We start from the raw sequence: 14,618 nt of genomic DNA on the forward strand, positions 1-14,618 counted from the left end.
GCCGGCGGGCCGGTGCTGCGGCGTCTCCGCCGACATCGAGGACGCTTCGTGAATGACAGCAAGGACGCGCTGATCAGCCTGGCGATGGGGCTGTCGCTCCTGCTCAGCGCCACGTTCATCTGCTACGTGACCTTCCTGGTCGTACCGTTCCTGCGGCTCGGGCCCCGCCCGCCCGGCGACGCGGACGACTTCCGCTGGCACTTCTTCATCCCCTGCCGGGACGAGGCGGCGGTCATCGGCGAGACCGTCGCCTACCTGCGGGCGCACTTCCCCGGTACGCACCTGTGGGTGGTCGACGACGACTCCGAGGACGCGACCGCCCTGATCGTCGGGGCCCGGCAGGCCGAGGACGACCACGTCCACCTCGTCCAGCGGCGCCGCCCGCTCGCCCGGACCGGCAAGAGCGACGCACTCAACGCGGCCTACCGGGCGCTGACCGACTGGCTGCCCGCCGACGCGGACGCCGCCCGGGTGGTCATCGGCGTCTTCGACGCGGACGGGCACCCCGCCCCCGGCGCGCTGGACGTGATGGCGGCCGACCACCTGTTCGGGGACGAGGCGATCGGCGCCGTGCAGTCCGAGGTCCGGATGGGCAACCGCGACGAGTACCGGCCGGTGCCCGACGGCGGCCGGCTGCAGAACCTCTTCGCGCGCACGCTCGTCCGGATGCAGGACCTGGAGTTCCGCACCACGATCTCCGCCACCCAGCTCACCCGCCGCTTCACCCGCACCGTCGGGATGGGCGGCAACGGCCAGTACACCCGGCTGTCCGCGCTGCGTTCGCTCGCCGAGGACGGCACCGGCCCGTGGCGCGGCGCCCTCCTGGAGGACTTCGAACTGGGCCTCGACCTGATGCTCGCCGGCTGGCAGACCTCGTACACCACCGACACCTCGGTGGACCAGGAGGGCCTCTGGAGCTTCCGGCGCCTGATCGCCCAGCGCACCCGCTGGGGCCAGGGCACCATGCAGTGCACCCGCTACCTCGGGCGGGTCTGGCGGTCCTCCGCGCTGACCCACGCCGGCGTCATGGAGATCTCGTACTACCTGCTGCAGCCGTGGATCCAGGTGATCGGCTCGGTGATCTTCCCCATCCCGGTCATCTACTTCACGCTGCACTCCGCCACCCGGCCGGGCGGCGGCGCACTCTTCGCCTCCGGCGGCTGGGGCTGGTTCCTCGTGCTCACCGCGCTGGGCGTCGGCCAGTTCGCCCTCTGGGGCCCGCTCTACCGCTGGAAGTGCGAGCGCGGGGTGGGCCTCTGGCGCAGCCTCGGCTGGGGCCTGGCCTACTTCGCCTACATCTACATCTTCTACATCACCTCCTGGCGGGCCCTGGGGCGCCTCGTCACCGGCCGCAACCAGTGGGCCAAGACCCGCCGCAACGCCGAACTGCGGGTGAGCGGGCCCACCGCCGTCGAGTACTGACCGCCCCTGGCGGGCCCGCTCCGGCACTCCCGGAGCGGGCCCGCGAGGAAGGGCGCACCGCGGACCGGCCCCGTAAGCTGACAGGTCGTACGGATGTTCACGGGCGCGGGCGGACCGGAGGGGCGATGGCAGTGGAGGAACGGGCCGGCAGCCGGGTCAGCAGGCCGGAGATACGACTGGTGCGGCGGGGGTTCACCGATCCGGCGGCAGCCCTCCGCCTGCTCTCCGGCCCCGGGCTGGCCGGCCTGGCGGGCGACCCCGTCCTGCTGGACGCGCTCGGCGCCACCGCCGACCCCGATCTCGCCCTGACCGGTCTCGCCCGCCTGCTGGAAGCCCTGGACCCGGGCGAACAGCACACCCTGCGCGACACCCTCACCACCTCCAAGCCGCTGCGCGACCGCCTGCTCGGCGTCCTCGGCGCCTCCACCGCCCTCGCCGACCACCTCGCCCGGCACCCCCGGGACTGGCACGCCCTGGTCACCTTCGAACAGCGCGACATGCACCCCGGCAGCGACGACTTCCTCCAGGCCCTGTACGACGGCGTCTGGGGCCCCGGACCCGAGGGTGCCGCACCGCCGCGCGGCGACCGGGCCGACCTGCTCCGGACGTCCTACCGCCGCTGCCTGCTCGCCATCGCCGCCCGCGACCTCACCGGCACCACGGACCTCGCGCAGACCGCCGCCGAGCTCGCCGACCTGGCCGGTGCCACCGTCCAGACCGCCCTGGACATCGCCGCCGGCGAGGACCCGAAGGCCGCCCACGCCTGCCGGCTCGCCGTCATCGGCATGGGCAAGTGCGGCGGCCGCGAACTCAACTACGTCTCCGACGTCGACGTGATCTTCGTGGCCGAGCCGCGCGAGGGCGTCGACGAGCACACCGCCGTCCAGGCCGCCACCCGGCTCGCGGCCCGCGCCATGCGGCTCTGCTCCGACACCACCGGCGAGGGCACCATCTGGCCGGTCGACGCCAACCTGCGCCCGGAGGGCCGCAACGGCCCGCTGGTCCGCACCCTGGCCAGCCACCTCGCGTACTACCAGCGCTGGGCCAAGACCTGGGAGTTCCAGGCACTGCTGAAGGCCCGCCCGGTGGCCGGCGACGCCGAACTCGGCGCCGCCTACACCGCCGCCCTCGCCCCCCTGGTCTGGCAGGCCGCCGCCCGGGACAACTTCGTCGCCGACGTGCAGCAGATGCGCCGCCGGGTGATCGACTCCATCCCCGCCACCGAGATCGACCGCCAGCTCAAGCTGGGCCCCGGCGGCCTGCGCGACGTCGAGTTCTCCGTCCAGCTGCTCCAGCTCGTGCACGGCCGCACCGACCGCACCCTGCGCAGCGGCAACACCCTGGAAGCACTCGCCGCGCTCTCCGCCGGCGGCTACGTGGGGCGCGCCGACGCCGCCTCGCTGGACGCCGCGTACCGCTTCCTGCGCACCCTGGAGCACCGCATCCAGCTGCACCGGATGCGCCGCACCCACCTGATGCCCAAGGACGAGGCCGACCAGCGGCGCCTGGCCCGCTCGCTCGCCCCGCTGATCAACGACGACACCCGGGCGGACCCGGTCGCGGCGCTCCAGCGGGAGTGGAAGCGGCACGCCGTGGAAGTCCGCCGGCTGCACGAGAAGCTCTTCTACCGGCCGCTGCTGGACGCCGTCGCCGAACTGCCCGCGGGCGCGGCCGGGCTCAGCCCGCAGGCCGCCCGGGAGCGCCTGGAGGCGCTCGGCTACGCCGACCCGGCCGCCGCGCTGCGCCACCTGAGCGCACTCGCCTCCGGGGTCAGCCGCAAGGCGGCCATCCAGCGCACCCTGCTGCCGGTCATGCTCGGCTGGTTCGCCGAGTCCGCCGACCCGGACGCCGGGCTGCTCAACTTCCGCCAGGTCTCCGACGCGCTCGGCCGCACCCCCTGGTACCTGCGCCTGCTGCGCGACGAGAGCGCCGCCGCCGAGCAGCTGGCCCGCGTCCTGTCGGCCGGGCGGCTCGCCCCCGACCTGCTGCTGCGCGCCCCCGAGGCGGTCGCCATGCTGGGCGACCCGCAGGGCCTCGCGCCGCGCGGCCGGGCCGCGCTGGAGCAGGAGGTCCTGGCCGCCGTCGGCCGGGCCGGCTCCGCCGCGGCGGCCGTCGCCGCGGCCCGCTCGGTGCGCCGCCGGGAGCTGTTCCGGACGGCCGCCGCCGACGTGCTGGGCCGGCTCGCGGAGGACCCGGCCGAGGCGCTGGAGACGGCCGGCGAGGCCCTCACCGCCCTGAACGCCGCCACCCTCCAGGGCGCGCTGCGGGCCTGCGTGGCCGGCTGGGAGGCGGAGCACGGCGAGCTGCCGACCCGGATCGCGGTGATCGCGATGGGCCGATTCGGCGGCCACGAACTCGGCTACGGCTCCGACGCGGACGTGCTCTTCGTCCACGAGCCCGTGCTCGGCTCGCTGGAGGAGGACGCCGCCCGGGCCGCCCGCACGGTCTGCAACGAGCTGCGCACGCTGCTGGCCGCGCCGTCCCCCGAGCCGCCGCTGCTGGTCGACGCGGACCTGCGCCCGGAGGGGCGGCAGGGGCCGCTGGTGCGCACGCTGGCCTCGTACCAGGCGTACTACCGGCGCTGGTCGCACGCCTGGGAGAGCCAGGCGCTGCTGCGCGCGGAGCCGGTCGCGGGGGACGCCGGGCTGGGGGAGCGGTTCCGGCAGCTGGTCGACCCGATGCGCTACCCGGGCGTCGGGGTGCCGGAGCGGGACCTGCTGGAGATCCGCCGGATCAAGGCGCGGATCGAGTCGGAGCGGCTGCCGCGCGGCGCCGACCCGACCACCCACACCAAGATCGGCCGGGGCGGGCTGGCGGACGTCGAGTGGACGGTCCAGCTGCTCCAGCTCCAGCACGGCCACGAACTGCCGCAGCTGCGCACCACCCGGACCAGGGCCGCGCTGGCGGCCGCCGCCGGGGCCGGGCTGGTGGGGGAGGAGGACGCCGCGGTGCTGGACGCCGCCTGGGTGCTCGCCTCGCGGGTGCGGGCCGCGGTGATGCTGGTGCGCGGCCGGCCGGGCGACAGCTTCCCCGGGGATGCCCGTGAGCTGGCGGGGGTGGCCCGCTACCTCGGCTACGGGGCCGGGCACAGCGGTGAACTGGTGGACGACTACCGGCGCACCACCCGGCGGGCCCGGGCCGTGGTGGAGAAGGTCTTCTACGGCTGAACCGCTGCCCCGGCCGGGAGTCGGCTCAGCGGCGCGAGGCGCCGACGGCGCTCTCCGCGCTCCACTGCTCGGGCACGGTGACGGGCCGGTCGTCGCCCTCGCGCGCCGGGGTGCGGGGCAGCTGGTAGGCCCACACGTGGTAGACCGCCCGGGCCGCGGCGAAGCCGACGGCGAGGCAGGCGAGGCCGCCGACCGCGTCCATCCAGAAGTGGTTGGCGGTCGAGACGATCACGACCAGGGTGGTCAGCGGGTAGAGCAGGCCGAGCACCCGCACCCAGGTGCGGCGGGCCAGGAAGAAGATCGCCAGCCCGCACCACACCGACCAGCCGATGTGCATCGAGGGCATCGCGGCGTACTGGTTGGAGACGTGCGCGGCCGGGCCCGAGGCCATCGAGCCCCAGGTCTCGTGCAGCTTGACGGTGTCGACGAAGCCGAAGGCGGTCAGCCGGGGCGGGGCCAGCGGGAAGAAGTAGAAGCCGACCAGCGCGATGCCGGTGGTCACGAACAGCACCGTCCGCGCCGCCGCGTAGCGGCCCGGATGCCATCGGTAGATCCAGACCAGCACGCCGATGGTCACGATGAAGTGCAGCGTGGCGTAGTAGTAGTTCATACCGACGATCAGCCACGTCACCGAATTGACGCCGTGGTTCACCGAGCGCTCGACGCCGACCCCGAGGGCCCGCTCGAAGTGCCAGATCCAGGTGGAGTGCTTCAGGGCGACCGCGGCCTGCTCGGGTACGGCGTTGCGGACCAGCGAGTACAGCCAGTAGCTGACGCCGATCAGCGCGAGTTCGAACCAGAGCCGGGGCCTGGCCGGCGAGCGGCGCTGGTCCCGGAGCCGGCTGCGCAGTGCGGCCGAGCGGGTCTGGGCGGCGCGGGTGGCTCCGTCCGGCATCCGCCCCGAGGGCGCCGTGCCGTCGACGGAACCGCTGCCCTGCACCGCGCCTGCTGCGTGGATCTCGGTCGGTTCCCCCATGGACGAGAAGTCTGCCATGCGAGCCGTAGCCGTCTGCTCATCCTGCGGACTTGGATTCTTCACCGGATGTCCCCCCAGAGGGTGAGGAGATGCGTCCCACCGGGGTAGGGGGTGCGGGTGGGGTCTGCGCAGACCGGGGGGACGGACATACGTCCCATTGTTACGCGATCGCGATCTGGGCGTCTAAGCGGGGGGTTGCCGGTGAACGGGATGGCCCGCCGAAGACGTGCTGCTCCGGCGGGCGACCGATCCCCCACGCGGATTCTCCCGACCCTCACCGGGAGTCCGTGCGGCGCTGCCTCCGCGCCGCCGGGTGGCCTCCCGTCCTCGCGTGCGACGGGTCGGGGCAGTCCGGGCGGGCCGGCGGCGGGTGTGTACTGCGGAGTGCGCGGTACTGACTCTGAGGGGTCGTGAGGGGGTGGGTCAAGGGGTGGATGGAAACATTTTCAGCATCTTGCTGAAACATCTTTCAACCACTAGCGTCCACGCCACTTGGTGACTTGCCCGGTCCCCGACCGGGAGGTGCCCCCATCCTGCCTGCCCGCCTCAAGGGAGCCCTCTGTGGCCGACGTCCAGCCCCGCCCGCAACGGAGCACGACCACCTACCGCAGACCCGGCCGCGCGGCCGTCCTGCTCGCCGCCTCGATGATCGCGGCCACCCTCGGCAGCGCCGCCCCGCTCGCCGCCGCGGCGTCCGCGCCCGCCGCCCCCTCGGACGCCTCGCTCGCCGCCTCCGCCGCCCGGCACGAGCTGACCCGGGAGCAGTTCTACTTCGTCCTGCCCGACCGCTTCGCGAACGGGAACACCGGCAACGACACCGGCGGCATCACCGGCACCCGGCTGGACACCGGCCTCGACCCCGCCGACAAGGGCTTCTACCACGGCGGTGACCTGGAAGGCCTGATCCAGAAGCTCGACTACATCCAGGACCTCGGCACCACCGCGATCTGGATGGCGCCGATCTTCAAGAACAAGCCCGTCCAGGGCACCGGCGCGGACGCCTCCGCCGGCTACCACGGCTACTGGGTCACCGACTTCACCCAGGTCGACCCGCACTTCGGCACCAACGACCAGCTCAAGGAGCTGATCGCGAAGGCGCACGCCCGGGGCCTCAAGGTCTTCTTCGACGTCATCACCAACCACACGGCCGACGTCATCGACAACACGCAGAAGCAGTACACCTACCGCTCCGAGGGCGCGTACCCGGTGCTGGACAAGGACGGCGTGCCGGTCGACGAGACCGCCGCCGCCGACGCCGCGGCGGCCGGCTCCACCGCCGCCTTCCCGAAGCTGACCCAGAACTCGTTCCCGTACACGCCCGTCCTCGCCACCAAGGCCGACCAGAACGCCAAGTCGCCGTCCTGGCTGAACGACCCCTCGCTCTACCACAACCGCGGTGACTCGACCTTCGTCGGCGAGTCCGCCACCGAGGGCGACTTCAACGGGCTGGACGACCTCGACACCCAGAACCCCAAGGTCGTCGAGGGCATGGAGAAGATCTACCAGACCTGGGTGAAGGACGCCGGCATCGACGGCTTCCGGATCGACACCGTCAAGCACGTCAACATGGCCTTCTGGCAGCAGTGGGCGCCCGCGCTCAAGGCGTACGCGACCAAGCAGGGCAACAAGAACTTCTTCATGTTCGGCGAGGTCTACTCCAGCGACCCGTCGATCACCGCGCCGTACGTCACCAAGGGCAAGCTCCAGTCCACGCTGGACTACCCGTTCCAGGACGCCGCGCGCACCTTCGTCTCCAAGGGCGGCTCCGCCCAGGCGCTCTCCGGCCTCTACGGCCAGGACTACCGCTACACCAGCGCCGCGGGCGACGCCTACGAACTGCCGACCTTCCTCGGCAACCACGACATCGGCCGGTTCGGCGGGTTCCTGCAGACGGACAACCCGGGTGCGGACGCCGCCACCCTGCTCAAGCGCGACCAGCTCGCCAACGAGCTGCAGTTCCTCACCCGCGGCCAGCCGGTGATCTACTACGGCGACGAGCAGGGCTTCACCGGCGCCGGCGGCGACAAGGACGCCCGGCAGGACCAGTTCGCCTCGAAGACCCCGTCGTACAACAGCGACGCGGTGATCGGCGGCACCAGCGGCTCCGCCGACCGCTACGGCAAGACCAACCCCCTCTACGGCAACATCTCCGACCTCTCGAAGCTGCGCAAGGCCAACCCGGCGCTCGCCGACGGCGCGCAGATCGAGCGGTACGCGGCCGACGGCGCGGGCGTCTACGCCTTCTCCCGGATCGACGCGGGCCAGCAGGTCGAGTACGTCGTCGCGGTGAACAACTCCACCGAGGCGAAGACCGTCACGCTGGACACCTTCTCGGCCGGCCAGACCTTCGACCAGCTCTACCCGGCGGCCGCGGCGAAGACCGTCAGCGGCGCCGACAAGAAGATCACCGTCACCGTTCCGGCGCTCGCCTCGGTCGTCTACAAGGCCGCCGGAAAGCTCGCCCCGGTCGCGGCCGCACCGCAGCTCACCCTGCAGACCCCGGCCGACGGCTCCACCGGCACCGTCACGATCGGCGCGAACGTCGACGGCGGCGGCTTCAACCGGGTCTCCTTCGCGGCCCAGGTCGGCGACACGCCGTGGCAGGTGCTCGGCACCTCCGACAACGGGACGTACAAGGTCACCCAGGACCTCGACACCGTCGCCCCCGGCACCGTGGTGCGCTACAAGGCCGTCGTCCAGGACTCCAGCGGCCACCTGCGCTCCGTCACCGGCAGCTTCACCACCGGCACCAAGGCGCCGGTGCCGGTCCCGAGCGCCACCGCCCGCCCGTACGCGATCGTGCACTACCAGCGCGAGGACAAGAACTACGACGGCTGGAACCTCTACGCCTGGGGCGACATAGCCGAGGGCCAGGCCACCACCTGGCCCGCCGGCCACGCCTTCACCGGCCGCGACGCGTACGGCGCCTTCGCCTACGTCAAGCTCGGCAGCGGCGCGACGGACGTCGGCTTCGTCGTCGAGAACAACGGCACCAAGGACGTCGACGGCGACCGCCACATCGACGTCGGCGCCGGCGGCGAGATCTGGATCAAGCAGGGCGACGCCACCGTCCGCACCCAGAACCCGGGCCCGGTCAACACGCAGGCCGCCGACACCGCCGTCATCCACTACTACCGCCCCGACGGCAAGTACGACGGCTGGGGCCTGCACGACTGGACGGGCGCGGCCACCCCGACCGACTGGAACGCCCCGCTGCTGCCCGCCCGCGTCGACGCCTACGGCGCCGTGTTCGAGGTGCCGCTCGCGGCCGGCGCCACCAGCCTCAGCTACATCATCCACAACGGCGGCGACAAGGACCTGCCCTCCGACCAGTCGCTGGACTTCTCGGTCAGCGGCCACGAGGTCTGGCTGATCGGCGGCCAGGAGGGCAACCTGCTGCCGCAGAGCGCGGCCACCAGCGCCCAGCTCGACCTCGGCTCCGCCAAGGCGCAGTGGATCGACGCGAAGACCGTCGTCGTCCCGGCCAACTTCGGCGCGGCGGACGGCGTGCTGGCCGGCGGCACCAGCGCCCAGCTCGTCTACGACCCCGCGGGCGGCCTCAAGGTCGACAAGGGCGTCATCAACAAGCCCGGCCAGTGGCTGCGCCTCAACCTGGTCGCCGGCGGTCTGACCGCCGCGCAGAAGGCCAAGTACCCGCACCTCGCGGGCTACCGCGCCTTCACCGTCGACTCCCGCGACACGGGCCGGGTCACCGCCGCGCTGCGCAGCCAGCTGGTCTTCACCGAGCACCTGCCCTCCGGCGCGGCGCTGGCCGCCACCGGCGTGCAGATCCCCGGCGTGCTGGACGAGCTGTACGCGGGCCGGACCGCCAAGGTCGACTTCGGCCCGCAGTACTACAGCGGCAAGGTCGCCCTCTCGCTCTGGGCGCCGACCGCGACCGAGGTCTCCGTCCAGCTCTTCGACGGCCCGACCGGCGGCACCCCGAAGACCGTCCCGCTGAAGCTGGACGAGGAGACGGGCGTCTGGGAGCTGGTCGGCAAGGCGGGCGACCTGGACGGCAAGTACTACCTGTACCAGGTGAAGGTCTGGGCGCCGAGCGTCCAGCAGGTGGTCACCAACCTGGTCACCGACCCGTACTCGGTCGCGCTCTCCACCGACTCCAGGCGGAGCCTGGTGGCGGACCTGAACTCGAAGGACCTCAAGCCCAAGGGCTGGGACAACCACCAGGTGCCGAAGGCGATCCCGGCGACCCAGCAGCAGATCCAGGAGCTGCACGTCCGGGACTTCTCCTCGGAGGACGCCACCGTCCCGGTCGCCGAGCGCGGCACCTACCTGGCCTTCACCGAGTCCGAGTCGGCCGGCATGCAGCACCTGCGCGACCTGGCCAAGGCGGGTGTCACCACCATCCACCTGCTGCCGACCTTCGACATCGCGACGATCCGCGAGAACCGGGCCGACCAGAAGCTGCCCGCCTGCGACCTCCCCTCGCTCGCGGCCGACAGCGAGAAGCAGCAGGAGTGCGTGGCGGCCGTGCAGGCCGACGACGCGTACAACTGGGGCTACGACCCGCTGCACTACAACGTGCCGGAGGGCTCGTACGCCACGGACTCCAACGGCACCGCCCGTACGGTGCAGTTCCGGCAGATGGTGCAGGCGATGCACGAGGCCGGCCTGCGGGTCGTCCTGGACGTCGTCTACAACCACACCGCCGCCGCCGGCCAGGACGACAAGTCGGTGCTCGACAAGGTCGTGCCCGGCTACTACCAGCGGCTCGACGCCTCGGGCAAGGTCACCACGGACAGCTGCTGCGCGGACACCGCGCCGGAGCACGCCATGATGAACCGCCTGGTCGTCGACTCGGTCACCACCTGGGCCCGCGAGTACAAGGTCGACGGCTTCCGCTTCGACCTGATGGGCCTGGACCCGAAGTCCACCATGCTGGACGTGCAGGCCGCGCTGCGGAAGATGACGCCGGACTCGGACGGCGTCGACGGCAAGAACATCTTCCTGTACGGCGAGGGCTGGAACTTCGGCGCCGTCGCCAACAACGCCCGCTTCGAGCAGGCCAGCCAGCTGAACATGGCCGGCACCGGCATCGCGACCTTCGACGACCGCGTCCGGGACGCGGCGCGCGGCGGCAACTACCAGCTCTCCTCGGCGCCCCAGCAGGGCTTCGCCTCGGGCCTGTTCACCGACCCGAACGGCTCGGCCGACAACGGCACCCCGGAGGAGCAGAAGGCCCGCCTGCTGCACCAGATGGACCAGATCAAGGTCGCGCTGACCGGCAACCTGGCGGGCTACTCCTTCACCGACAGCTCCGGAAAGTCCGTCACCGGCGCGGGAGTCGACTACAACGGCTCCCCGACCGGGTACGCGGCCAAGCCGGGCGAGTCCGTCGAGTACGTCGACGCGCACGACAACGCCGACCTGTTCGACGCCCTGGCGTTCAAGCTGCCGGCCACCACCTCGCCGGCCGACCGGGCCCGGATGCAGGCACTGGCGCTGTCGCTCACCGCTCTCACCCAGGGCCCGGGCTTCGCCCAGGCGGGCAGCGACCTGCTGCGCTCCAAGTCGCTGGACGCCAACTCCTTCGACTCCGGTGACTGGTTCAACGCGATCCACTGGGACGCCTCGCAGGGCAACGGCTGGGGCCGGGGCGTGCCGCTCGCGGCCGACAACCAGTCGATGTGGCCGGTCTCCAAGTCGCTGCTGGCCAACCCGAACCTGAAGGTGGGCAGCGCCGACATCGCCTCGGCGACCGCGATCTACCAGCAGCTGCTGAAGATCAAGCAGTCCTCGCCGCTGTTCTCGCTGAGCACGGCCGCCGAGGTCCAGCAGCGGCTGTCGTACCCGCTGTCGGGCACGGCCGCCGAGACGCCGGGTGTGATCACCCTGCACCTGGACGGCACCGGACTGAAGGGCGCGGAGAAGGGCATCACGGTGGTCTTCAACGCGACGCCGGGCTCCCAGAGCCAGCGTGTGGCGGCGCTGCAGGGCACCCAGCAGGGCCTGCACGCCGTCCAGGCGGCCGGCTCCGACCCGGTGGTCAAGGCGGCCGGATTCGACGCCGCCACGGGCACGTTCACCGTGCCGGGCCGGACGGTCGCGGTCTTCGTCCAGCGCTGACGGCCTACCGGTCCACCGGTCCACCGTTTCACCGGAGCCCCGGGTCGCACTCAGGTGCGGCGCGGGGCTCCGTGCTGTCACGGGGCTGTCCGGAGGGCGGTGCGGGGGTGTGCACAATGGCCGGATCCCGCCCCTGGCACGCGGAGTGCGGTGAGGTGCCGGGGAGGCCCGGAGTTACGGGGCGGAGGGCGGGCGCGGGCGGGTGCCGTGCGCTGGTCCGGGGTTTTCCGGGGCATCGCGGCCGGTCGGCGGCAATGAAAGCCATCTCCAGAACTGTCCCTGCCCGTAACACGGTTGACATGCCGTGCGCGACTCGGCGAACGACGCCAATCGGCCAATCACTGGCATGCATCTGTCATTCACGGCTTGTTTGCTGCCACGATTCCCCCGGCTGCAGACGAGGGGGTCCCCCACCCTCCGGGCAGCCGTGCCAGGTCAGGTAAGGCGCAACCCACTTCCTGCACTTGCTCGCAGCTCACCGCACCCGTGCCGTACACCGGCGGCGGGGGCCCCCACTGTGCCGCAACCCGCGGCCAGGTTCTCTCCACCGTCCGCCAACCCGCGGCCGGTCGGAAAAGGAGTCCGTATGCCCCGCTACACCCATGCCCGGAAGGCCGCGGTTGTCATGGCCGCATCCACTGCGCTGCTGGTGACCGGCATTCCGGTCATCGCACAGGCTGCGAGCCCGTCGCCCTCGGCGGCCGCCTCGCAGACGGTGGCCGGCCGGGCCGAGCTGCTCGCCGCCGCCGACCAGCAGACCGCCACCCTCGGCGCGCAGCTCGGCCTGGGCAGCCAGGAGAAGCTGGTCACCAAGGACGTCGTCCAGGACGCCGACGGCGCCCGGCACCTGCGCTACGAGCGGACGTACGGCGGGCTCCCCGTCCTCGGCGGCGACCTGATCGTCCACCAGAACGCGGCCGGTGCCACCCAGGGCGTCACCAAGGCCAGCGAGGCCGTGCTCACCGGCGTCAGCACCACGCCCGCGCTGGCCGCCCCGAAGGCCCAGGAGGCGGCGCTCGCCGCCGAGGCCGGCTCCGCCCTCGACACCGCGCCCCGCCTCGTCGTGTGGGCCGCCTCCGGCACCCCGGTGCTCGCCTGGGAGACGGTCGTCTCCGGCACCGAGAGCGACGGCACGCCGAGCCGCCTGCACGTCGTCACCGACGCGAAGACCGGCGCCGTGCTCGGCAAGGCCGAGGGCATCAAGACCGGCACCGGCACCGGCGTCTTCGTCGGCACCGTGCCGCTGACCACCACGCTGAGCGGCACGACGTACCAGCTCAAGGACGGCACCCGCGGCGGGCAGTACACCACCAACCTGAACAACGGCACCTCGGGCACCGGCACCCTCTTCACCCGGAGCACCGACACCTGGGGCGACGGCACCGTCGCCAACAAGGAGTCCGCCGCGGTCGACGCGCAGTACGGCGTCGCGGCGACCTGGGACTTCTACAAGAACACCTTCGGCCGCACCGGCATCAAGAACAACGGCGTCGGCGCGTACAGCCGGGTCCACTACGGCAGCAACTACGTCAACGCGTTCTGGGACGACACCTGCTTCTGCATGACGTACGGCGACGGCTCGGGCAACACCCACCCGCTCACCGAGATCGACGTGGCCGGCCACGAGATGAGCCACGGCGTCACCGCCGCGACCGCCAACCTGAACTACTCGGGCGAGTCCGGCGGCCTCAACGAGGCCACCTCCGACATCTTCGGCACCGGCGTGGAGTTCTACGCCAACCTGGCCTCCGACGTCCCGGACTACCTCATCGGCGAGGAGATCGACCTCAACGGCGACGGCAGCCCGCTGCGCTACCAGGACAAGCCCTCGCGTGACGGTACCTCGCCCGACTCCTGGTACTCCGGCATCGGCAACCTCGACGTCCACTACTCGTCCGGCGTCGCGAACCACTTCTTCTACCTGCTGTCCGAGGGCAGCGGCGCGAAGGTCATCAACGGCGTCAGCTACAACAGCCCGACCGTCAACGGCATCACGGTCGCCGGCATCACCCGGGACAAGGCCCTGCAGGTCTGGTACAAGGCGCTCACCTCGTACATGACCTCCACCACCAACTACGCCGCGGCCCGCACCGCGACGCTCAACGCGGCCACCGCGCTGTACGGCGCCGGCAGCACCGAGTACAACCAGGTCGCCACCGCCTGGGCCGCCGTCAACGTCGGCTCGCTGCCCACCGGCGGCGTCACCGTCACCAACCCGGGCAACCAGAGCACCGCGCTCAACGGCACCGCCAACCTGCAGATCGCGGCGAGCGGCGGCACCGGCGCGCTGACCTTCACCGCGACCGGCCTGCCGACCGGGCTGTCGATCAGCTCCACCGGCAAGATCACCGGCACCGCCACGGCGGCCGGCACCTACAACGTGACGGTGACCGCCAAGGACACCGCCAACGTGACCGGCACCACGTCCTTCACCTGGACGGTCAGCACCGGTGGCGGCGGCACCTGCACCCCGGCGCAGCTGCTCGGCAACGCGGGCTTCGAGACCGGCACCGCGGCGCCGTGGACGGCCTCCAGCGGCGTCGTCGACAACAGCACCGGTGAGGCGGCCCACGCCGGCTCCTGGAAGGCCTGGCTGAACGGCTACGGCTCCACCCACACCGACACGCTGTCGCAGACGGTCACCATCCCGGCCGGCTGCAGGGCGACGCTCAGCTTCTACCTGCACATCGACACCGCCGAGACCGGCACCACCGTCTACGACAAGCTCGCGGTGACCGTCAACGGCACGGCCCTCACCACCTACTCGAACGTGAACGCCGCGACCGGCTACCAGCTGCGCACCTTCGACCTCTCGGCCTACGCGGGCCAGAGCGTCACGGTGAAGTTCACCGGCACCGAGGACTCCTCGCTGCAGACCAGCTTCGTGATCGACGACACGTCCCTCGCGACCAGCTGACACCAGGCGGTCGACCGACGGCGGGGCCCGGCAGCCAAGGCTGCCGGGC

The 14,618-nt window shown here is 72.2% G+C and carries 5 protein-coding genes; 4 read left to right on the forward strand and 1 reads right to left on the reverse strand.

Going from position 1 to position 14,618, the window contains the following annotated elements; all coding sequences use genetic code 11:
- The first annotated feature begins 48 nt into the window (after positions 1-48).
- Entirely contained in the window at positions 49-1,422 is a 1,374-nt protein-coding gene (locus ACFUK0_RS36220; RefSeq protein WP_380257597.1) for a glycosyltransferase family 2 protein, read from the forward strand.
- 125 nt (positions 1,423-1,547) lie between these two features.
- Positions 1,548-4,589: a bifunctional [glutamine synthetase] adenylyltransferase/[glutamine synthetase]-adenylyl-L-tyrosine phosphorylase gene (locus ACFUK0_RS36225; RefSeq protein WP_380257599.1), complete on the forward strand. Its 3,042-nt coding sequence runs from the start codon at positions 1,548-1,550 to the stop codon at positions 4,587-4,589.
- A gap of 25 nt (positions 4,590-4,614) precedes the next feature.
- Here ACFUK0_RS36225 and ACFUK0_RS36230 read toward each other — a convergent pair whose 3' ends face one another.
- The gene (locus tag ACFUK0_RS36230; RefSeq protein ID WP_380257601.1) at positions 4,615-5,565 is read right to left on the reverse strand and encodes a phosphatase PAP2 family protein; all 951 of its coding nucleotides are present in this window, start codon (positions 5,563-5,565) and stop codon (positions 4,615-4,617) included.
- Positions 5,566-6,126: 561 nt separating this feature from the next.
- Here ACFUK0_RS36230 and pulA point away from each other — a divergent pair.
- Both pulA and ACFUK0_RS36240 read left to right on the forward strand, forming a co-directional pair.
- Positions 6,127-11,652 carry a pullulanase-type alpha-1,6-glucosidase gene (pulA, locus tag ACFUK0_RS36235; RefSeq protein WP_380257604.1) on the forward strand — a complete coding sequence of 1,842 codons (5,526 nt, stop codon included), beginning with the start codon at positions 6,127-6,129 and terminating at the stop codon, positions 11,650-11,652.
- 625 nt (positions 11,653-12,277) lie between these two features.
- On the forward strand, positions 12,278-14,569 hold the full coding sequence (locus ACFUK0_RS36240) for a M4 family metallopeptidase (protein WP_380257606.1): 2,292 nt from the start codon (positions 12,278-12,280) through the stop codon (positions 14,567-14,569).
- Positions 14,570-14,618 lie beyond the last annotated feature (49 nt).

This window comes from Kitasatospora sp. NPDC057223, assembly GCF_042669755.1.
GTDB lineage: Bacteria > Actinomycetota > Actinomycetes > Streptomycetales > Streptomycetaceae > Kitasatospora.

What these genes read in the sequence shown, in the direction of transcription:
- ACFUK0_RS36230 (WP_380257601.1), bottom strand. Translation starts at nt 5,565, where the DNA reads ATGGGGGAACCGACCGAGATCCACGCAGCAGGCGCGGTGCAGGGCAGC.
- ACFUK0_RS36240 (WP_380257606.1), top strand. Translation starts at nt 12,278, where the DNA reads ATGGCCGCATCCACTGCGCTGCTGGTGACCGGCATTCCGGTCATCGCA.
- ACFUK0_RS36225 (WP_380257599.1), top strand. Translation starts at nt 1,548, where the DNA reads ATGGCAGTGGAGGAACGGGCCGGCAGCCGGGTCAGCAGGCCGGAGATA.